Origin of the sequence: Rhizobium phaseoli (genome assembly GCF_001664385.1) — a bacterium.
Taxonomy (GTDB): Bacteria; Pseudomonadota; Alphaproteobacteria; order Rhizobiales; family Rhizobiaceae; genus Rhizobium; species Rhizobium phaseoli.
The window spans coordinates 267,926-289,014 of record NZ_CP013534.1 but is presented as its reverse complement, the minus strand read 5'-3'; the positions used below and the strand labels follow the sequence as shown (position 1 = coordinate 289,014).

Annotated in this window: 21 protein-coding genes and 1 riboswitch; of the genes, 13 read left to right on the top strand and 8 right to left on the bottom strand. The window is 63.0% G+C overall.

Translation table 11 applies throughout. From position 1 onward, the window contains the following. Positions 1-51 precede the first annotated feature (51 nt). The 6 genes from AMC88_RS24690 to AMC88_RS24665 form a co-directional block, all read right to left on the bottom strand. Positions 52-1,887, bottom strand: coding sequence for an ABC transporter ATP-binding protein (locus AMC88_RS24690; protein WP_064823610.1), 1,836 nt, complete (start codon positions 1,885-1,887; stop codon positions 52-54). Positions 1,888-1,921: 34 nt separating this feature from the next. After that, positions 1,922-3,118 (bottom strand): aminotransferase class V-fold PLP-dependent enzyme, encoded by a 1,197-nt coding sequence (locus AMC88_RS24685; protein WP_064823609.1) that lies wholly within the window; start codon positions 3,116-3,118, stop codon positions 1,922-1,924. A 70-nt stretch (positions 3,119-3,188) separates the two neighbouring features. Beyond that, positions 3,189-3,701, bottom strand: a complete 513-nt coding sequence (locus AMC88_RS24680) for a RidA family protein (protein ID WP_037144659.1) — start codon at positions 3,699-3,701, stop codon at positions 3,189-3,191. 69 nt (positions 3,702-3,770) lie between these two features. Continuing rightward, positions 3,771-4,640: an ABC transporter permease gene (locus tag AMC88_RS24675; protein ID WP_064823608.1), complete on the bottom strand. Its 870-nt coding sequence runs from the start codon at positions 4,638-4,640 to the stop codon at positions 3,771-3,773. After that, on the bottom strand, positions 4,640-5,581 hold the full coding sequence (locus AMC88_RS24670) for an ABC transporter permease (RefSeq protein ID WP_064823607.1): 942 nt from the start codon (positions 5,579-5,581) through the stop codon (positions 4,640-4,642). Before AMC88_RS24670 ends, AMC88_RS24675 begins: the two co-directional genes overlap by 1 nt. Positions 5,582-5,803: 222 nt before the next feature. Then, positions 5,804-7,330 (bottom strand): ABC transporter substrate-binding protein, encoded by a 1,527-nt coding sequence (locus tag AMC88_RS24665; RefSeq protein WP_064826223.1) that lies wholly within the window; start codon positions 7,328-7,330, stop codon positions 5,804-5,806. Positions 7,331-7,560: 230 nt separating this feature from the next. Between AMC88_RS24665 and AMC88_RS24660 the strand changes: the two genes are divergently transcribed. The 12 genes from AMC88_RS24660 (at position 7,561) to AMC88_RS24605 (ending at position 18,483) form a co-directional block, all read left to right on the top strand. Next, on the top strand, positions 7,561-8,145 hold the full coding sequence (locus AMC88_RS24660) for a DUF1349 domain-containing protein (protein ID WP_064823605.1): 585 nt from the start codon (positions 7,561-7,563) through the stop codon (positions 8,143-8,145). A gap of 95 nt (positions 8,146-8,240) precedes the next feature. Then, positions 8,241-8,337: riboswitch (TPP riboswitch) on the top strand. A 41-nt stretch (positions 8,338-8,378) separates the two neighbouring features. Continuing rightward, positions 8,379-9,182: a hydroxyethylthiazole kinase gene (thiM, locus tag AMC88_RS24655; protein WP_041683988.1), complete on the top strand. Its 804-nt coding sequence runs from the start codon at positions 8,379-8,381 to the stop codon at positions 9,180-9,182. Next, the gene (thiE, locus tag AMC88_RS24650) at positions 9,179-9,814 is read left to right on the top strand and encodes a thiamine phosphate synthase (RefSeq protein ID WP_064823603.1); all 636 of its coding nucleotides are present in this window, start codon (positions 9,179-9,181) and stop codon (positions 9,812-9,814) included. The genes thiM and thiE overlap by 4 nt, the downstream gene beginning before the upstream one ends. Beyond that, positions 9,811-10,644, top strand: coding sequence for a bifunctional hydroxymethylpyrimidine kinase/phosphomethylpyrimidine kinase (gene thiD, locus AMC88_RS24645; RefSeq protein ID WP_016736701.1), 834 nt, complete (start codon positions 9,811-9,813; stop codon positions 10,642-10,644). Before thiE ends, thiD begins: the two co-directional genes overlap by 4 nt. Positions 10,645-10,858: 214 nt before the next feature. Further along, on the top strand, positions 10,859-11,338 hold the full coding sequence (locus AMC88_RS24640) for a GNAT family N-acetyltransferase (protein WP_064812228.1): 480 nt from the start codon (positions 10,859-10,861) through the stop codon (positions 11,336-11,338). A 24-nt stretch (positions 11,339-11,362) separates the two neighbouring features. Further along, positions 11,363-12,385: a glycoside hydrolase family 3 N-terminal domain-containing protein gene (locus tag AMC88_RS24635; protein ID WP_064823600.1), complete on the top strand. Its 1,023-nt coding sequence runs from the start codon at positions 11,363-11,365 to the stop codon at positions 12,383-12,385. 42 nt (positions 12,386-12,427) lie between these two features. Continuing rightward, the gene (locus tag AMC88_RS24630; protein WP_064823599.1) at positions 12,428-14,074 is read left to right on the top strand and encodes an ABC transporter substrate-binding protein; all 1,647 of its coding nucleotides are present in this window, start codon (positions 12,428-12,430) and stop codon (positions 14,072-14,074) included. A gap of 108 nt (positions 14,075-14,182) precedes the next feature. Further along, positions 14,183-15,160 (top strand): ABC transporter permease, encoded by a 978-nt coding sequence (locus tag AMC88_RS24625; protein WP_064823598.1) that lies wholly within the window; start codon positions 14,183-14,185, stop codon positions 15,158-15,160. Position 15,161: 1 nt separating this feature from the next. Then, positions 15,162-16,040: an ABC transporter permease gene (locus tag AMC88_RS24620; RefSeq protein WP_064808616.1), complete on the top strand. Its 879-nt coding sequence runs from the start codon at positions 15,162-15,164 to the stop codon at positions 16,038-16,040. Beyond that, positions 16,037-16,840: an ABC transporter ATP-binding protein gene (locus AMC88_RS24615; protein ID WP_064826221.1), complete on the top strand. Its 804-nt coding sequence runs from the start codon at positions 16,037-16,039 to the stop codon at positions 16,838-16,840. The genes AMC88_RS24620 and AMC88_RS24615 overlap by 4 nt, the downstream gene beginning before the upstream one ends. After that, complete coding sequence (locus tag AMC88_RS24610) at positions 16,837-17,736, top strand: ABC transporter ATP-binding protein (RefSeq protein ID WP_010023431.1); 900 nt, start codon at positions 16,837-16,839, stop codon at positions 17,734-17,736. The genes AMC88_RS24615 and AMC88_RS24610 overlap by 4 nt, the downstream gene beginning before the upstream one ends. A gap of 69 nt (positions 17,737-17,805) precedes the next feature. Continuing rightward, positions 17,806-18,483 carry a spermidine synthase gene (locus AMC88_RS24605; RefSeq protein WP_064826220.1) on the top strand — a complete coding sequence of 226 codons (678 nt, stop codon included), beginning with the start codon at positions 17,806-17,808 and terminating at the stop codon, positions 18,481-18,483. Positions 18,484-18,489: 6 nt separating this feature from the next. Here AMC88_RS24605 and AMC88_RS24600 read toward each other — a convergent pair whose 3' ends face one another. Together AMC88_RS24600 and AMC88_RS24595 are read right to left on the bottom strand one after the other, a co-directional pair. After that, positions 18,490-19,284 (bottom strand): HpcH/HpaI aldolase family protein, encoded by a 795-nt coding sequence (locus tag AMC88_RS24600; protein ID WP_012490628.1) that lies wholly within the window; start codon positions 19,282-19,284, stop codon positions 18,490-18,492. Positions 19,285-19,346: 62 nt separating this feature from the next. Further along, complete coding sequence (locus tag AMC88_RS24595) at positions 19,347-19,547, bottom strand: hypothetical protein (protein ID WP_010014035.1); 201 nt, start codon at positions 19,545-19,547, stop codon at positions 19,347-19,349. 583 nt (positions 19,548-20,130) lie between these two features. On the opposite strand from AMC88_RS24595, the gene AMC88_RS24590 reads away from it, so the two are divergent. Continuing rightward, on the top strand, positions 20,131-21,063 hold the full coding sequence (locus AMC88_RS24590; protein ID WP_016736692.1) for a methyltransferase domain-containing protein: 933 nt from the start codon (positions 20,131-20,133) through the stop codon (positions 21,061-21,063). Positions 21,064-21,089 lie beyond the last annotated feature (26 nt).

The window sequence follows — 21,089 nt, the reverse complement described above, 5'->3', positions numbered from 1 at the left end:
CGCTTTATGCGCCGCCGGTCCGTTAGGCAACTGCCATTGGGCCAAGCCAATCTATCGATCGGCCATCACCAGATGGCCCGGCCCGACTTCACGATAGAAGGTGGCCGGAGGCTGGTAGTCGACGGGGCGCATCGGGCTCTTGATTTCATCATTCGCCACCATGCGTTTTTCGTGGCGGCGGTCGGGATCGGGCACCGGCACGGCCGAAATCAGCTTCTTCGTATAGGGGTGCTGCGGATTTTCGAAGACGGCCGCGCGCGGGCCGATCTCGACGATCTCGCCGAGATACATCACCGCCACCCGGTGGCTGACGCGCTCGACCACCGCCATGTCGTGCGAGATGAACAGGAAGGCGAGGTTGAGGCTCTGCTGCAGGTCGAGCATCAGGTTGATAACTTGCGCCTTGATCGAAACATCGAGCGCCGACACGCTTTCGTCGGCGACGATGACCTTCGGCTGCAGGGCGAGCGCCCGGGCGATGCAGATGCGCTGCCGCTGGCCGCCGGAAAACTCATGTGGGTAACGCGAAGCCATGTCAGCGGACAGGCCGACCTTGATCAGCAGGTCCGCCACGACCTGCCTCGCCTGTTTCGCATTGCCCATGTGGTGCTCGAGATAGGGCTCGGCGATCGCAGCGCCAACCGTCATGCGCGGATTGAGGCTTGCGAAGGGATCCTGGAAGATCATCTGCACGGATTTGCGCATCTCGCGCAGATCCTTCCTGTCGAGGCCGAGCACCTCCCTGCCCTCGACGAGAACGGAACCCGCCTGCGGCTCGATGAGACGCATGATGGCGCGCCCGGTCGTCGATTTGCCGCAGCCGGATTCACCGACGAGCGACAGGGTTTCGCCGGCGTGCAGATCGAAGGAGACGTTTTCGACAGCATGCACGCGGCTAGTCAGCCGGCCGAACAGGCCGGAATGAATGTCGAAACGCTTGGTGAGGTTCCTCACCTGCAAGACCGGCGTTGCGGCGACGGTATCGGCAGCCTCGGCCGGTATGTTCGATTCGCCCGTCGCGGTATTGACCACCGGAAAACGCAGCGGCCGCCGCCGGCCCTGCATCGAGCCGAGTACCGGCACGGCCGAGAGCAGCGCCCTGGTATAGGGATGTTTGCCGCGATGGAAGATATCGGCGGTGGGACCACTCTCGACCTGTTCGCCGCGATACATCACCACCGTCCTGTCGGCGATCTCGGCGACGACGCCCATGTCATGGGTGATGAAGAGAACCGAGGTCCCCTCCTCTTCCTGCAGCATCTTGATGAGATCGAGGATCTGGCCCTGGATCGTCACGTCGAGCGCCGTTGTCGGCTCGTCGGCGATCAGCAGTTTCGGCCGGCTGGCGAGCGCCATGGCGATCATCACCCGCTGGCGCATGCCGCCGGAGAAACGATGCGGATATTCGTCGAAGCGCGAGGCGGCAGAGGGAATGCGGACCTTCTCCAGGAGCCTGATCGTTTCGGCCCTGGCATCGGCCTTGCTCATCGCGGAGTGGCAGAGCAGCGCTTCGGAAATCTGGTCGCCGATGGTGAAGAGCGGATTGAGCGAGGTCATCGGCTCCTGGAAGATCATCGCCACCTCGTTGCCGCGCACCTGCCGCATGGCCTGTTCCGGCAGGGCCAGCAGATCGCGGCCGCCGAGGATCACATGGCCTTCGATGCGGCTCGTATCCACCTGCAACAGCCGCATGATCGACAGCGACGTGACGCTCTTGCCCGAGCCGGATTCGCCGACGATCGCCACGGTTTCGCCGGGCGCCACGGTGAAGTAAACGTCGCGCACGACAGGCTTCCAGGCGCCGTCGGCCAGAAAGGACGTCGTCAGCCCCTCGACGGAAAGAACGGGGATGGCGGTCTCGATCGATTGTGCTTGGACGCTGCCCATGTCGGCTCCTCTTGCGGCGGATGAGAACGGCGGATCAGTCCGGCCAGCGCAGCAAGCCGTCGAAGCGGTGCCTGCTGCGGTTTTCGATGGGCGTTGCGATGATCTCGTTGGAGGCGCGCGCCTTATCGAGTTCCTCGGCGAGGCGGTTTGCGACGATGACCTCCTGGCCCGGATGCAGGTTGCACGGGTCGAGATAGAAGTAGCGATGCTCCACCTCATGGTCGCGCACGATGATCGGCGGATTGCCCCTCGCCAGCGCATCGGCGAGATCCCAGGCGGTGATATGCGCCTGTTCGGTATCGATTATCAGGCGCAGCCGGTCGAGCGGATTGTTGGTCGGGTCGGGTTCGATCAGCGCGGTGACGCCGGGGCGGCCGTCGAGCGTACGTTTCCACAAATTGAGATAGCCGGTCTCGCGCTCCCGGATGCCGGCATGGTCGCGGCGTTCCCAGGCTTCGAGTGCGGCCATGACGCCGAAGATGCTTTCCTTGCCGACCTTCATGCCGCGGCCGATGCCCATGTTCTGCAGGAAGGCATGGCGCACCAAGTCCTTCCGGCCGGCGACAATGCCCGAGGTCGGGCCGCCGAGGAACTTGTGGCCGGAATAGAGGGCGATATCAGCCCCCTGCTCCAGGAAAATCCTCAGATCATATTCCGAGGCCGCATCGACGATGACGGGCACACCCCTGGCATGGGCGATCTCGACGAATTCCTTCAGGTTCAACAGCCCGTAATCGACAACATGGTGGGAGACGACATAGACGGCGGCGGCGGTTTTGTCGGTGATCGCCTTCTCCATGTGAAAGCGATGGGTGGAGGTCGCCTGCCCCACGAGCACGACCTTGCCCCCGGCCAGCCGGATCGCCTGATCGACCGGCGCGCCGTAGCTCACCACATGCCCCATCTGCACCAGCACTTCGTTCTTCTCGGGCACGGCATCCGGCAGCTTCTCGATCGCCAGCAGATTGTCACCGGTAATGGCGCCGGCGACGGCGAGCGAAATGCCGGCCGAGCAGGAGGCGGTGACGAAGCCCGCCTCGCCGCCGGTCAGCCGGGCGATGACGCCGCTTGCCTTGCGCTGCAGATCGTTGATCTCGACGAAGTGCGGCAGGATGGATGCCATCGCTTCGATCGCCTCCAGCACGACGATCGAGGCGCCGAGGCTGGTCATCGTGCCGGATACGTTGATGACGGGGCGAAGGCCGAGCGAAGGTCTGATGTCATTGGGCATGAAGGTCTCCGGAAGTCTGGGGCGAGGAACGGGCCGTAGGTGGACGCTGCTCCAAATATGCAAGCTCTCGTCAGCCATTCAAGGCGACGATCGCCTCGATCTCGACGGTGATGTTGCCGGGCAGTGAGCCGAAGCCGACGGCCGAGCGGGCATGTTCGCCGGCCGCGCCGAAGACCGCGATCAACAGATCCGAGCAGCCGTTGATGACGCTCGGATGATCTTCGAACTCAGGCACGGCATTGACCATGCCGAGCAGCTTGACCACCCGCTTGACGCGGGAGAGATCGCCGAGCGCCTCCTGCATGACGGCAAGCAGGTTGATGCCCGTCAGCCGCGCATGCCGGTAGGCCTCCTCGACACCGACGCCGCCGCCGACCTTGCCCGCATGCAGGAAGCCGTCGGCCTCGCGCGGCCCCTGGCCGGAGAGGTAGAGCATATTGCCCTCCACCACATGCGTCACGAAATTGGCGATCGGCGGCGGCGGCGGCGGCAGCTTGATGCCGAGGGCGGCTAACCGTTGGTAAGGCGAGTTCTCGACCTTGCCGGCGGCGTTGGGAAATTGATTCACGCAAACTCCTGTCATGCGAATTTTGGATTGGCGAATTTTCGATTGGCGAATTTCGATTTGGATTGGCCGATTTGGGTCGGCGGATTAAAGGTCTTTGCGAAGTCTCGGGTCGAGCATGTCCCTGAGGCCGTCGCCGACCATCTGCAGCGACAGCACCGAAAGGATGATGGCGACACCGGGAAACAGCGTCATCCAGTCGGCCTGGCCGATATATTGCCGGCCGCCGGCGATCATCGTTCCCCAGGTCGGAATCTCCGGGCTGACGCCGAGACCGAGGAAGGAGAGGCCGGCTTCGGCCAGCATGGCGCTGGCGAAGAGGAAGGTGGCCTGCACCAGGATCGGCGACAGCAGGTTGCGCAGCACATGCCGGGTCATGATGTGGAAGGTGGAAATGCCGAGCGCCTTGGCTGCCTCGACATAGGGCAGCTCGCGAATAACCAGCGTCGACGCGCGGACGATGCGGGCAAGACGCGGGGAATAGACGATCGACAGCGCGATGATGACCGTCGTCAATGACGGGCCGAGGGCAGCGACGAGGGCGATCGCCAGCAGAATATCCGGGAACGCCATCATCGCGTCGATCAGCCGGGCAATCGGCGCATCGAGCTTCTGGAAAAAGCCGGCGAGCAGGCCGAGCGTCACGCCGATCACCGCAGACAGGCTGACGACCGCCGCCCCGACCCGCAGCGACAGGCGGCCGGCAAAGATCGTCCGCGAGAAGACGTCGCGGCCGAACTCGTCGGTGCCGAAGAAGAAAGTGCCACTCGGCGGCTTCAGCCGGTTGACGATCGAAAGCTTGGACGGCGAATAGGGCGCGACAACGGGCGCGAAGACCGCCAGCAGCACGAAGATCGCCAGGATCAGCAGGCCGAAGGCCACCGTCTTGCGCTTCAGCAGGCGGCGGAGGAATTTGCTGCCCTCGCTCTCGGCGGGCTTGATTGCGATATCGGCCATCAGTAGCGCACCCTCGGGTCGACCAGCAGATAGAGCATGTCGATCGCAAAATTGATCAGCACGTAGAGGGCGGCGATGACGAGCAGCGCCCCCTGGATGACGGGATAATCGCGGCGCAGTACGGCCGAAACGACGAGATTGCCGACGCCCGGCAGGCCGAAGACGGTCTCGGTGACGACGGCGCCCGAAATCAGCACCGCCGCCGTCAGGCCGAGCACCGTCAGAATCGGGATCAGCGCATTCTTCAGCGCGTGCTTGAGGATGACCTTGCGCTCGACCAGCCCCTTGGCGCGCGCCGTGCGGATATAATCATCGCCGAGCACGTCGAGCATCGAGGCGCGGGTGAAACGCAGGATCAGCGCCGAGGAGACGATGCCGAGCGCAAAGGCCGGCAGCGTCAGATGATACATACGGTCGGCGAAGGTCGAGCCCGGCCCGGCATAGCCCGAGACCGGGAAGAGGCTGAGCCTGACGGCGAAGAACTGCATCAGGATGAGGCCGAGCCAGAAGCTTGGAATGCTGGCGGCAAACATGGCGAGCGTCGTTGCCGCCTGATCGACGAAGGAGCCCCGCCGATAGGCGGCATAGATGCCGATCGGCAGCGCGATGACGCTGGCGATGGCAAGCGAAAACAGCGTCAGGAAGAAGGTCGGCTCGGCCCGGTCGAGCAGTGCCGAGGTGACCGGCATGTTGAGGAAGATCGACTGGCCGAGATCGCCCTTCAGCAGCTGGCCGATATAATAGACATATTGCAGGCCGAGCGACTGATCGAGGCCGAGCCTGCTTCTGAGATCAGCAATATCCTGCGGCGTCGCATCCGGCCCGAGCATGACGGCGGCCGGATCACCCGGCGTCACACGCACGATGACGAAGACGATCGTGACGACGAGAAACATCACGACGATCATGCCGAACAGGCGCTGGAGGATGTAGCGGATCATCCGACTCTTGCTCCTAGGCTCGGTTCATGTGGCACTGTAGTGGAACTTACCGCTCCGCCCTCATTCCTGTGCTTGTCACAGGAATCCAGCCACGGCGCGTCTGCGCCGTGATTGACTTTTATCCGTTCAAGAAGTCCTCCGCGCCCAAGGACTTGGGCGCGCTGGATTCCTGTGACGAGCACAGGAATGAGGGAGCGAGTAGCGACCACCGAAATCACTCCATCACTTCTTGATCGAAGCGTTCCAGAAATACGGCCACGGGGCCGGATCGACGCCGTCGAGCTTGACCGATTTCGCCGAGACGGCGTTGAAATCGCCGATCTTCATGAACGGCGCGTCCGTATAAATGGCCTTCTGGACATTGGCCCAGAGCGCCACCCGCTTCTTCGGATCGACTTCAGCGGTGAAGGCATCGACGGCGGCCTTGCGGGCCGGCGTGTCCCACCAGCCGGGCGAGCTGGTCGAGAGCGAGCCGATCAAGGCCGGCTCCGGCAGGAAGGGGCTGTGGGTGATGTAGATATCCCAGAGTTTCGGATCGGTGCGGCGCTGCGTCAGCGTCGCCCAGTCCACCACCTGCATATCGACGGTGAAGCCGGCAAGCTTCAGATATTCGGCGGCCACCTGCGCCATCTTGTAGTGGAATTCGTACTGGCGGCTGGTCAGGATACGGATCGGCTCGCCATTATAACCGGCCTTCTTGGCGGTCGCCGCCGCCCCTTCCGGATCGGCGACATTATAGGCGCCTTCGACGCCGGCATCGGTCGACCAGGAGAAGGTCTTCGGGTAGATGGCGCCGTCAAGCGCATAAAAATCCTTGCTGCCGAAAGCGGCGGCCAGCATGTCTTCCATGCTGAGCGCCTGGCGGATCGCCTTGCGAACCTCGACATTCCCGGCGACACCTTCCTTCGTGTTGAAGACGAAAACAGGATAGCCGAAGGGCTTCAGCATGACCGGCTGCGAGGCCGTCGAGCCCTTCAGCTTGTCGTAGGATTCGACTGGGATCGAATCGACATAATCATACTGGCCGGAGATAGCGGCCTCGACGCGGGTGTTCGGATCCGGCACCGGCACGAAGCGGATTTCGTCGAGATATTGATGGCGGGCGCCGCCATAACCATTGCTGTCGCCTTCGCGCGACTTGTATCCGTCGAAGCGAACGAGCTGGATATATTGATCGGCCTTGCGCTCCTTCAGCATATAGGGGCCGGTGCCGATGAACTCCTTCATCGGTTCGTCCTGCTTTTCCGACGGGATGATGATCGCCGCCGAATTGTTGAAGGCGAGCAGCGAGGTCAGCGGCGCATAGGGCTGCTTCAGCGTGATGGTCACGGTCGCGGGATCTGCGGCAGCGATCTTGTCGATGAATCCGGCCACCTGCTTGCCGCGCGAGGCGATCTTCATCCAGCGGTTCAGCGAGGCGACGACATCATCCGAGGTCATATCGCTATTGTCGTGGAACTTGATGCCGGTCCGGAGCTTGATCGTATAGGTTTTGCCGTCGGCGCTAATCTCGGGCAGGCTTTCGGCCAGAAGCGGCGTGACATTCCAGCTCTTGTCGAAGGTGTAGAGCGTTTCGAAAATGTGCTGGGTGACGATGCCGACGAGATCGGCCGTCGACGACATCGGATCGAGCGTCGGCGGCTCGCCGATCGTCGCGACATTGATGACGCCGCCTTTTTCCGCAGCAAGCAGGGTCGAAGGCAGGGCGACGAGCGCAGTGCCGAGCAGGAATGCGACAAGCGTTTTCATGTGAGGGCTCCCGAGTTAAGTTCCACAATTATGTAATTCATATTTTTGTAAGAGAATAAGAGATGACGTGATCGTGTCAAGCGCAAGCCGTGGATTATGTCGTGAGACGAGGGTCGCAGCGGCGGAAATGGCATCGAACCGCAAGTGCGGCTGGCCGCCTGCGTGAAGCTCGCGCATTATGCGGCCGCGAAGAATCGGCAGCGCCACGGCTTCAATAGAGCGAGGATGGGATGAACATCGATTTCAACGACGGAAAGTGGCTGAACGAACCGGAAAGCTGGCACGCCGACGCAACCGGCCTGACGCTGACAACAGGCGAAAAGACCGATTTCTGGCGGGAGACCTATTACGGCTTCACCCGCGACAGCGGCCACTTCCTCGCTTTCCCCACCGCCGAGAGCTTCACCGCCCAGATCCGCATCCAGGGCGAGTTCCGCACCCTCTACGACCAGGCCGGCCTGATGGTGCGCCTCGACGAAAACCGCTGGGTCAAAACTGGCGTCGAATTCACCGACGGCGAAGCCTTCCTCAGCACCGTCGTCACCGACGGCCAATCCGACTGGTCGGTGTCGCAGCCGTTCAGGCAACTCGAGGACTTCCACATCCGCGTCACCGTCGCAGGCGGCGCCCTTCGTATCCAGGCCTCCCGCGACGGCAACCGCTGGCCACTGCTGCGGCTAGCGCCCTTCCCGGTTGCCGACCGATACGAGGTCGGCCCGACCGCCTGTACACCGGAGAGGAGTGGATTGACGGTGCGGTTTTCGGAGTTTTCAATCGGGCCCGCGATTGCGACGGATCTGCATGATTTGAGTTGAGGAGCGCTGTGATGCGTTCAACCAGTTTTGTCGGAGGGAACACGGAATGTCATTTTCGGGATGACAGCCGCGCCCTTCTCTGCGAAAAAGGGCGTGATGAGAGACAGGGGCGTTCGTCGACAGACGGGCTGAGAAGAACCCTTCGAACCTGAACCGGATAATGCCGGCGGAGGGAGTCGCTCGGGGATCGCCGTAGACGCCGCCCCGCGCCTGCCCCGCCTGAAAGGGGCGCTATGCAGAGCAAGACCACTTCGGGAGCCATGCTGGAGGCGATGCGCGAAAAGCCGCCGCTCGTCCACTGCATCACCAATTATGTCGCCATGAACATCGCGGCCAACGTCCTGCTGGCATCCGGCGCTTCGCCCGCCATGGTGCATGCGCCTGAGGAAGCCGGCGAATTCGCTGGCATCGCGAGCGCGCTGACCGTCAATATCGGCACGCTGTCGACGCAATGGCTAGACGGCATGCGGGCGGCGGCGAAGGCGGCTGCCTCATCCGGAAAACCCTGGGTGCTCGATCCGGTGGCGCATTATGCGACGGCCTTTCGCCGCCAGGCGGTTGCCGATCTGCTGGCGCTCAAGCCCACGATCATCCGCGGCAATGCCTCCGAGATCATCGCTCTTGCCGGGGGGGAGAGCCGCGGCCAGGGCGTCGACAGCCGCGATCCGGTCGAGCAGGCGGAGGATTCGGCCCGTCGGCTCGCGGAGCGGCAGCAGGCAATCGTCGCCGTCACCGGCGCCGTCGATTTCGTGACCGATGGTAACAGGGCGGTGCGCATCAAGGGCGGATCGGTGCTGATGCCGCAGGTCACTGCCCTCGGCTGCGCGCTCACCTGCCTTGTCGGCGCCTTTGCCGCCACCGCGCCCGAGGATCTGTTCGGCGCGACCGTCGCAGCGCTCGCGACCTTTGCCGTCGCCGGCGAAGATGCCGCGCTCGGGGCGGCCGGCCCCGGCTCGTTCGCCTGGCGCTTCCTCGATGCGCTGGCCGCGCTCGACGGCGAAGCGCTGGATGCGAGAGCCAGGGTATCGATCGCATGAAGGCTTTCGACCTTTCGCTCTACCTCGTCCTCGATCCGGATCTCTGCGCCCGGATCGGCATGGTCGAGACCGCCCGCCTCGCCGTTGCCGGCGGCGCGACGATGGTGCAGCTGCGCGACAAACAGGCGGGGACAGCACGCATGATCGAGACCGGCCGCGCCTTGAAGCAGGCGCTCGGTGGCACCGGCGCCCGCCTCATCGTCAATGATGACGTCGAGGCGGCCATCGCCATCAGCGCCGATGGCTTGCATATCGGCCAGGAGGACATGGATGCGCGCACGGCTCGGGGGTTGATCGGCCCCGACATGATCCTCGGCCTCTCGGTCGAGACCGAGGCGCTCGCGGCTGCCGTCGATCGCGATCTCGTCGATTATACCGGCGTCGGCCCGGTCTTTGCGACGCCGACCAAGGCCGACCACAAGCAGCCGATCGGCTTTGACGGTCTTGCCAGGCTGGTGCAGGTCTCGCCGGTGCCCTCCGTCGCCATCGGCGGGTTGAAAGCGGAGCATGTGGCCGACGTGTTTGCCGCCGGCGCCAAGGGGCTTGCCGTCGTCTCCGCCGTCTGCGGTACGCCGGATCCGGCGGCGGCCACCCGCCGCATCGCCGCAGAAATTCGAAAGGTCCCGGCATGATCCGCAACGTCCTCTCTATCGCCGGCTCCGATCCGTCCGGCGGCGCCGGCATCCAGGCCGACCTCAAGGCCTTTTCAGCCCGCGGCGTCTATGGCATGGCGGTGCTAACCGCGCTGACGGCGCAGAACACGCAAGGGGTCACCGGCGTGCATCTGGTGCCGCCGCAATTCGTTGCCGACCAGATCGATGCCGTCTTTGCCGATGTGCGCGTCGATGCCGTGAAGATCGGCATGATTGCCAATGCCGGCATCGCCGAAGCCGTCGCCGCCGCCCTTTCCGCAGCTCTGGCCGCAGCAACCGCCAAAGGACGCAGCATTCCCGTCGTCCTCGATCCGGTGATGATCGCCAAAGGCGGTGCCGCCCTGCTCGCGCCCGAAGCGGTCGACGTGCTGACGCTGCGGCTGCTGCCGCTCGCCACGATGCTGACCCCGAACCTGCCGGAGGCCGCCGCGCTGCTGCACCAGCCGGTCGCGACGAACCGGGTAGAGATGGCAGCGCAGGCCGAACGGCTGCGCGCCCTCGGCCCGGCCGCCGTGCTGGTCAAAGGCGGTCATCTCGACAGCGACGACAGCCCCGACGTGCTCGCCGCCGCCGACGGGCTGCATTGGTTCGAAGCCCAGCGGGTGCCGACGAAGAACACCCACGGCACCGGCTGCACACTCTCCAGCGCGCTGGCGGCCGAGCTTGCCAAGGGCGCTTCGGCGCGGCAGGCGGTCGCCATCGCCAAGGATTATCTTGCCGGCGCGGTCGCGGCGGCCGGACGCCTCACCGTCGGCTCAGGCCATGGCCCGGTGCAGCACTTTCATGCGCTCTGGAAAGACGGCGCATAAGTACTGAAATCGACGAACAGTCTCCATCGAACGGCCCGGTCTCCCCGGGCCGTTTTCGCCTGTGCCGGCCGCCCTGCGTAGCGAGCGCAGCCAGCGCGGCTGAATCACTGGCGCCGATTGAAAAACCCTGTTGACAAGCCCGGCGAGATGGCCAAGTCTATAACATAAGAGGGGTATATATTCCGTAACAACGGAATAACAGGAGGAATGTCGGGTGCCGGACCTGCTTGTGAGCCTTTACTCCACGCAGCTCGCCGAGCTGAAACAGAGAGCGGACAGCGTCGGCGCCTCCATCCGCCCGGCCCTCCCCCCGGAACTGCATCTCGTCGTCACCTGGGTTCGCGAACGGTTCAGCGAGAACTGGGCAAGCGAGGTCTTGGTCGCTTTCTCCCGCCAGCCCGTCGCCTGCCTGATCGCCATCGAAGGCCGTGAGCTGCTCGGCTTTGCCTGCTACGACACGACGGCGCGCGGCTTCTTCGGGCCGACCGGCGTTGACCCGCAAGTGCGCGGCAAGGGCGTCGGCCTCGCTTTATTTTCCGCCTGCCTTCAGACGATGAAGACGCTCGGCCATGCCTATGCCTTTATCGGCGATGCCGGCCCCGTCGATTTTTACGGCCGAACCGCCGGCGCCATCACCATCCCCGCCCCCGACAAGGGCATTTACGAAGGCATGCTGAGAAGCATGCCGAAATGACCATCTGATACCGGAGCACTAGACTTGTCCTCGACCCCGCTCGCCCTTTTTGTCGGCCTTCCCAATCCCGTACTTTCGGATGACGAATTTGCGTTGTTTCGTGAGACCAATCCGCTCGGCCTCTTCGTCGGCCGGCGCAATCAGCGCGAGCCGGAGCAGACGAAACGGCTGATCGAGCGCTTTCGCGAAGCCGTCGGCCGCGACGACGCCCCCGTCTTCACCGACCAAGAGGGCGGGCGCGTCCAGCACCTCGATGCCGGCCCCTGGCCGCTCTTCCGCAGCTTCGGGCAGTTTGCCGAGCTGGCGCGCCGCGATGTCGAGCTCGGCAAAAAAGCATTGCGCCTTTCCTCCCGGGCCATGGGCGCGATGATGACGGAACTCGGCCTTTCCAGCGGCTGCTCGCCCGTTCTCGACCTCGTCTTCGAGACGACGAGCGCGGTCATCGGCGCCCGTTCCTTCGGCCCCGATCCCGATGTCATCGCCGCCCTCGGCCGCGAGGTGGTCGACGGCCTGCTCGAGACCGGCAACATGCCCGTGATGAAGCATATTCCCGGGCACGGCCGTGCAACGCTCGACTCCCACAAGGAACGCCCGGTCGTCGACGCCAGCCGCGAAACGCTCGCTGCCACCGATTTCAAACCCTTCGTCGCCATGAAGGATACGCCCTGGGCCATGGTCGCCCATGTCGTCTATTCCGCCTACGACAAGGAGTTGCCGGCCTCTGTATCGCCGGTCATGCACGACGTCATCCGCAACGAGCTCGGTTATGACGGCGTGCTGATTTCCGACTGCATCTTCATGGAATCGCTCTCCGGCACCCTGCCGGAACGCGTCAAACAGGTGCTCGACGCCGGCTTCGACATCGCGCTCCATAGCCATGGCGACATCCGGCAAAGCGAAGCAGCCGCCAAGGCGGCGCGCCCGTTGACCGCCGCCGCACTGCAGCGGATCGCCGCCGGCAAGGCCCGCCTCGGCAATCTCAAGATCGACTATCGGGCCGCCCACGCTGAAGTCGAAGACATATTTGCAAGTGCGCTGGTCTCCTGACCGGCGCACCATCTCTCACTTATAAAAGAAGGGGAATAAAACATGAAAAAATATCTTCTTGCCGCCGCCACACTGACACTGCTTTCGGGCTCCGCCGTGGCGCAGACGGTCCTGACGGCCAATATCGAACCGGCGACGACCTGGGTGCGCAACTTCAATCCGTTCAACCAGACATCGGCGCGCCAGTCGACGCTCGATTTCATCTATGAGCCGCTTGTTATTTTCAATCGCTTCGACAGCAACAAGCCGGTCTACCGTCTGGCCGAAAGCTTTAAACTCTCCGACGACCTGAAGAGCATCGATTTCAAGCTGCGCCCCGACCTGAAATGGTCTGATGGCAAGCCGCTGACCTCAGCCGACGTCACCTTCACCTATGCCTATCTGAAGAAATTCCCGGCGCTCGATTTCGTCAGCATCTGGAGCTTCGTCACCGATGTCAAAGCTGTCGATGCCCAGACGGTGCGCTTCACGCTCGCCAACCCGAGCTCGCTCGCCGCCGAGCAGATCTCGCAGCTGCCGATCGTTCCGGAACATGTCTGGAAGGACGTCGCCGATCCCGTCACTTTCGCCAACGAGAACCCGGTCGGCAGCGGACCGCTGACCGAGGTCCCGCGTTTCACCGGCCAGACCTACGACCAATGCCGCAACCCGAACTATTGGGACAATGCGCATCTGAAGGTCGATTGCATGCGCTTCCCGCAGCTGGCCGACAACAATCAGATGCTGACGGCAACGGCCGACGGCACGCTCGACTGGGGCGTCTCCTTCATTCCCGATATCGACAATGTCTATGTCTCCAAGGATCCGGCGCATTTCCACTACTGGTATTCGCCGAGCAGCATGGTCGCCTTCCTGTTCAACCTGGAAACAGCAAACGAGAACAACAAGAAGGCCTTCAACGACCTGAAATTCCGCCGCGCCGTCGGCATGGCGCTCGACCGCAAGACGATGATTGACGTCGCCGGCTACGGCTACCCGACGCTGAACGAAGACCCCGGCCTGATGGGCGAGCTTTACAAGAGCTGGTCGGACCCATCCGTCAAGGCCGACTTCGGCAAGTTCGCGACCTATGACGCCGACGCCGCCAAGGCGCTGCTCGACGAGGCGGGCTACAAGGACAAGGACGGCGACGGCTTCCGCGACAATCCGGACGGCAGCAAGATCGCCTTCTCGATCATCGTCCCGAATTCCTGGACGGACTGGATCGACACCGTCAACATCGCGGTCGAAGGCATGCAGGCGGTCGGCATCGACGCCAAGATCGAGACGCCTGAGGAGGCTGTCTGGACCGGCAACCTCATCAACGGCAGCTTCGATGCGGCAATCAACAGCCTGCCGGCATCGGCCTCGCCCTATTACCCCTATAAGCGCGCCTTCAGCGCCTCGGACAGGGGCAAGACCCGTTTCACCGCGCAGCGCTGGTTCAACCCCGATGTCGAGAAACTCATGACCGAGTTCACCCAGACCGCCGACCTTGCCACGCAGAAAGAGGTGATGAACAAGGCGCAGCGCATCGTCGCCGAAAACATGCCTGTGATTCCGGTGTTCAACAATCCGAACTGGTATCAGTACAACACCAAGCGCTTCACCGGCTGGTCGACCAAGGAAAATCCCTTCGTCAATCCGTCGATCTCGCGGACCAATCCGGCACGCCTCTTGAACCTGCTCGCGCTCGAGCCGGTCAAGTAAGCGTCATTTCCCGGGAGCGGCGTCAGAGCCTGATGCCGAAAAGCGTAAGCGGTTTCGGATGAGATCATCCTCATCCGGAAGCGCCGCTCCCGTCACGACGGAGTTCCCATGGCTTTCCTGCTTCGCCGCCTCGTCTTCTACATGGCAGCCTTCATCGCGGCAGCGACGATCAATTTCTTCCTGCCGCGGCTGATGCCGGGCGACCCCGTGCAGATCATGTTTTCGAGCGCCGGCACCGAATTGCCGCCGGAAAGCCTGCAGGCGCTGAAGCTGACCTTCGGCTTCGTCGACGGGCCGCTCTGGCAGCAATATCTCACCTATCTCGGCAGCATCTTCACCGGCGATCTCGGCCGCTCGATCAAATATTTCCCGCTGCCGGTCACCTCGGTGCTCGGCCATGCCCTCGTCTGGACGGTCGCCCTGATGGGAACGGCGACGATCGTCAGCTTCGCGCTCGGCACCTTCCTCGGCATCCTCGCTGCCTGGCGCCGCGGCAGCCGGTTCGATGTCATCGTTTCCGTCGGCGCGATCTTCGCGACCTCGGTGCCCGCCGTCGTCACCTCGCTGATCGTGCTCTTCATCTTCGGCTTCACGCTCGGCTGGTTCCCGAACGGCTATGCCGCCGATCCCTCGCTCGATCCGGCCTTCAGCCTGCAATATATCGGCAGCGTCGCCTATCACGGCATCCTGCCGATGGTCACCCTCTGCACCGTGCTGATCGGCGGCTTTACCGTCACCATGCGCAACAACATGATCAACCTGCTCGGCGAGGACTATATCGTCATGGCCCGCGCCAAGGGCCTGTCCGACCGGCGTGTGATGCTCTGGTATGCCGCGCGCAACGCCCTGCTGCCGACCGTCTCCAGCCTTGCCATCGCCATCGGCACCATTCTCGGCGGCTCGCTGGTGACCGAGGTCGTCTATAACTATCCCGGCCTCGGCAATATTCTTTACCAGGCGATCCTCGCCCGCGATTATCCCGTCATCCAGGGCCAGTTGCTGATCATGACCGCGACCATGCTGATCGCGAATTTCATCGTCGACGTCAGTTATATCCTGCTCGACCCGCGGCTGAAGGGAGCGTGAGATGAAGAGCCTGCTGCGAAACCGCAAGGCGCTCACCGGCCTCGCCATCATCGCCTTCATCGTCATTGTTGCGGTCGCAGCGCCGCTGCTGACGCAATACGACCCCGCCGCCCGCACCGGGCGGCCGCATCAGCCGCCGTCGCTCGACCATATTCTCGGCACCACCCGCATCGGCCAGGACGTCTTCGCCCGGCTCATCTACGGCGCCCGCACCTCGCTTGCTGTCGGCTTCGGCGCCGGCCTGCTGATCACGCTCGCCGGCACCGCGCTCGGCATCATCGCCGGCTATCGCGGCGGCAAGACCGACGAGATCATCAGCTTCTTCACCAACATGGTGCTCGTCGTTCCCAACCTGCCTTTGCTGCTGGTGCTCGCCGCCTTCATCGGCCAGGCAAGCCCGCTCGTTATCGCGCTGATCCTCGGCGCCACCTCCTGGGCCTGGGGCGCCCGTGTCACCCGCGCCGAGACGCTTTCCGTCAAGCACAAGGATTTCGTCAAATCGGCCGAGATGATGGGCGAGCCGCAATGGCGAATCATGACCTTCGAGATCTTCCCTAATGTGATCTCCATCGTCGGCATCAATTTCATCGGCAGCGTCATCTTCGCTATTATCACCGAGGCGACGCTGGAATTTCTCGGCCTCGGGGATCCCCGCGCGATCTCCTGGGGCACGATGCTCTACAACGCGCAGAAGGCCTCTGCCCTCTCGGTCGGCGCCTGGTGGGACATCCTCACCCCCTGCTTCGCGCTCGCCTTCCTCGGCATCGGCATGTCGCTGCTGAATTTCGCCGTCGATGAGATCGCCAATCCGCGGCTGCGCACCGGCAATCATCTGAAGCGCTGGTCGCTGCTCGTTCGTTCCGGGGAGGGCCGCCTGTGACGCAGCCGCTGCTCTCGGTGAGGAATCTCACCATCGACTATATTGGCGAGGAGAAGGATTTCCGCGCCGTCGACGATGTCAGTTTCGATGTCGCGCCCGGCGAGGTCTTCGGCCTTGCCGGCGAATCCGGCTGCGGCAAGAGCACCATCGCCTTCGCCGTCAGCCGCCTGCACAGGCCGCCGGCGCTGATCCGCAAGCAGAGTCGCATCCTGCTCGACGGCCGCGACGTACTCGGTCTCGACCAGCAGGCGCTTGCCGCCTTCCGTTGGCGCCAGGTCGCCATGGTCTTCCAAAGCGCCATGAATTCGCTGAACCCGGTGCTGCGGATCGAGGCGCAATTCTCAGACGTGTTGCGGACCCACAAGAACATGAACCGCGCCGAAGCTCGCGAGCGCACCGCCGAGATGCTGCAACTCGTCGACATCGCGCCGGATCGCATGCGCGACTATCCGCACCAGTTTTCCGGCGGCATGCGCCAGCGCATCGTCATCGCCATCTGCATGGCGCTCGACCCGAAGCTCGTCATCATGGATGAGCCGACGACGGCGCTCGACGTCGTCGTCCAGCGCGAGATCCTGCAGCGCATCAACGAGCTGCGCCGCCGCTTCGGCTTCTCCGTGCTGTTCATCACCCATGATCTCGGCCTGATGGTGCAGTTCTGCGACCGCATCGGCATCATGCTGTCCGGCAGGCTGGTGGAGCAAAATACCGCCGAAGCGATCTACCGGACGCCGCGGCACAATTATACGAAGAAGCTCTGGGCCTCCTTCCCCTCACTGCATGGAGGCGTGCTGCTGTGACTGATGCCATTCTCGCACTCGACACGGTGACGAAGACCTTCGGTCATGGCGCGTCCGCCGTTCATGCCGCCCGCTCGATCTCCTTTTCGCTGCACGCTGGCCGAGCGCTGGCGCTGGTCGGCGAATCCGGCAGCGGCAAGACCACCTGCGCCCGCATGGCGATGCGCGAATATCTGCCGACATCGGGCCACATTCTCTACAAAGGCCGGCCGGTCGAGACGGCGAATTCGGCCGAGATCGCCCGCTACCGCCGCTCGGTGCAGATGATCTTCCAGGATCCCTTCGCCTCGCTGAACCCCGCCCATACCATCGCGCACCATCTCCGCCGGCCACTGAAATTGCATCGCCCTGACATCAAAGGGGCGGAGATCGACGTTACCATCGGCGAACTGCTGCAGCGCGTCCGGCTCGATCCCGATCTCGTCGCGCCGAAATATCCGCATGAACTCTCCGGCGGCCAGCGCCAGCGCGTCAACATCGCCCGCGCCCTTGCCATCAGGCCGGAGGTGATCGTCGCCGACGAGCCGACCTCGATGCTCGATGTTTCGGTCCGCCTCGGGGTGCTCAACCTGTTGAACGAGATGAAGCAGGAGATGAATCTCGGCCTGCTCTACATCACTCATGATATCGCCACCGCTCGTTATGTCGCCGAGGACATCGCCGTGATGTATGCCGGCCAGATCGTCGAATGGGGCAGCACCGCCCGGGTGATCGACAATCCGCTGCATCCCTATACCAGGCTGCTGCTCTCGGCTGTGCCGGATCCCGACGTCCGTTTCGACGATCCGAAGGCGCGGCTGAGGCCCGACGAGGTCGAGGGTATTCGCCGACGTTCGGCCGCGGCCCAGGACGATGTCGTCGAAGCGGAGCCGGAGCATTTCATGCGGATGGTCTGACGCTGGTTTGCTGGTTTCGCTCGCCTGCCTGTGCTAGGTGACGCTTTCTTCAGATGAGGCGAAACTGTCATGCTGCCCTGGATTCAACTCGATTCCGCGACCATTCCCGGCGAAGGCGGCGAACTCAGGCTGAAGCAGCGCGGCAGCGAGTTCTCGATCATGCTCGGCGCCAACGAGCTGATGAACAGCCGCCTCAGCGGCTCGGAAGAAGCGCTCGCCACGCTTTCCTGGGAGCGGATCAAGGGGCATCCGAAGCCGAGGATCCTGATCGGCGGCCTCGGCATGGGTTTCACCCTGCGCGCCGCTCTTGCCGTCCTTCCCGATGATGCCGGCGTCACCGTCGCCGAACTGGTGCCGGCCGTCGTCGCCTGGGCGCGCGGGCCGATGGCCGAAGTGTTCAAGGGCTGTCTCGACGATCCCCGCGTCGGCATCCATCAGGGCGATGTCGGCGAGGCAATCCGCGCCGGCAAGAGCGCCTATGACGCGATCCTGCTCGATGTCGACAATGGACCGGACGGACTGACCCGCAAATCCAACGACCGGCTCTATGATTTCGCCGGCCTGCGCGCCGCCCGCGAGGCGCTTCGCCCCGGCGGCTTGCTCGCCGTCTGGTCGTCCGGCCCCGATCCGGATTTCACACGGCGCCTCAAGGACAGCGGCTTTGCCGTCGATGTCGTCAACACCCGCGCCGGTCGCAAACGCGGCGTCCGCCACGTCATCTGGCTTGCGGTTAAACCGGCCCGCTGACGAAGATCAGCTGCCGGAAGCGATCCTGCGGGCGGCATTGATGGCGCGGCGGGCGCCGGCGCGCAGCTGTATGGTCTCGGCACCGGCGATGACCAGATCAAAGCCGAACTTCAGCAGCTCGCCGGCCCGCTCTCCATCGCCGGCATAGGCGCAGGCGAATTTGCCGTGGGCGCGGCAGCGCGCAACGGCGTGCTGCATGGCGCTGTCGATCTCGGCCGCATTCGGCGCCACCTGATCGCCATTCGACAGCGCAATCGAGAGGTCGGCGGGGCCGACGAAAATGCCGTCGATGCCGGTCACGCCGAGAATGCCGTCGATCGCATCGAGCGCCGCGCGGGTCTCGACCATGGCGATGGCGACGGTGAGGTCGTTGGCAGTCTTCAGATAGGCGTCGGCCGACAGGCCGCTATGGTTCAGCGCCAGGGACGGTCCCCAGCTGCGCTCGCCGAGGGGCGGATATTTCGTGGTCCTGACCAGGGCTCGCGCATCTTCGGCCGAGTTGATCATCGGCGCAATGATGCCCGAGGCCCCGGCATCGAGCAGCCGCGAGGCGGAGGCAAAATCGCCGACCGGAATGCGCGCGATGGCCGGCTTGCCGGCAAGGCGCGCCTGAGCAACGGCATTTGCCGCCGACTGCATGTCCCACATGCCATGCTGCATATCCAGCACGACGGCGTCGAAAGCTTCCTGCGCCAGGTGGTTGACGAGCATCGCGTCGGGGATGCCGACCCAGGCCGAGATCATACCGCCCTGGTGTTTCCTGATACGCTCGGCAAAACCGTCGATTTCAGCTGCGCTCATGCCATTCTCCTCATTTCGACAGGCCGCCAGCGGCCGGATTGCCGCCAAACGGCAGCAGCCATTCATCCTCTGCGGCGAAGCCGCCGGATGATGACCATCACGACGATGCCCGCCGCCACCAGCATGGCGCCCCAGAGCATCCAGATCTTTTGGACAATCATGAAACTCGACGCCGGATAAGGAAAATAGCCGCTTCCCTGCCCGATCCAGATCAGGCCGAACACGACCATGAGCAGTCCGATGACATATCCGATGGTTCGCATGCTTCAGCCGCCTTCGCTATCGATTCGCCCCACAATGTCGATCACCATCGCCGATGACAAGGCTTCTCCTGGGCACAAACGTCGGTGTTGAGGCGCGGTGAGCCGCAAGGCTGCTGCTAGCCACCCACATCGTCGGGCATCCATGTGGCGCTTTTTAAATCCCGATATAGACCAGGAGGACGAAAGACACCCGCCGACTTACCGAACGCCCTCTCTATGACTGATGTTGCATAGATCGCTAGCAAGCCACCATCCAGTACGGGAGGAAGAACGCCATCGAATCTCGCAAATCAGAAGGAATCACAACTCGCTGAAATCGCTCAATTCTTTTTTGAGGCAGCCTCTCATGCGCTTCAGCAACCCAGGCATGGTCATAGTGACTATTGCTGTACGTCCAATGAATGACTTTAGATTCGTGAGAATATCAATCACTATGAGCCGCGTACAACCCCGACGAACAAGTCCAAGGCCGAACCATATTGCTTGGCTTTTCTTTGGTCTCTGATGATGTTGCACGTGAATTCTGCCGGGTAGAGCACGCCGCACATTGCCGTGCTGGAGTTCCGATGAAAAAGGTGGCGCCATGACCCATATTGCACTTCGCTCCCTCGCCAAGGGAGTGGGTTCCTTTGTCCTTCCGCAACTGCGAAATACGCACGTAGAAGGGGGCACTGCTTCTGCGCGCCACTGTTATGACCTTTTCTTTCGCCACTACGGTCACCTAGCGCCTTGGCTGAACGGCAAAAGACCTGAAGTATTGGTCGAGGTCGGCCCCGGAAGTTCGCTCGGCGTTGGGCTTGCCGCACTGCTTGCGGGCGTCGACACGTATATCGGGCTGGATTTGCAAGACCATCGGAGCATCGAGCACGATCTTGAAGTCCTGGGCGGTTTGATCGAACTCTTCGGCGAGCGGGCCGCATTTTGGGATAACACCGTATCGGGCGACATCTTTTTTCCGCCGTCACCGACAAACTTCGCCTGGGATCGGATAGATGGGATCGTGCAACAGCGCCTCAGTGCGGAGGCAATCGACGCGCTGAAGGCGGACCTCGTGAATGGCAGCGAACGATTAAAGTTCGTCGCACCATGGACCGATTTCAACGTACTGCAGGCGGGTGCGGCGGACTGGCTGATGACGCATTCAGTCATGGAGCACGTGGACAACCTCGTGGATACCTATATCGCTATTGCCCGGTGGCTGAAGCCAGGAGGGTTTGCGACGCACCTGATCGACTTCCAATCGCACGGTCTGTCAAGCGACTGGAATGGGCACTGGGTTTTGAGCGCGCCCACGTGGACGATGATGCGTGGACGACGACCCTACCTGATAAATCGGAAGTGGCGCAGCCATCACATCAATCTGATGCAGGAGAGCGGCTTCGAAATCCTTGCGGAACTCCAGTACATCCGTACGGACGGACTAGGACGGAAGGAATTTCGAGCGCCGTTCACGTCAATGCCAAATGGTGATGAAAAAGTTGCGATGAGTTTCTTTGTGACGAGAAAAATCGGCTAAGAGTCGGACCCGAAAAGGCTTCAACT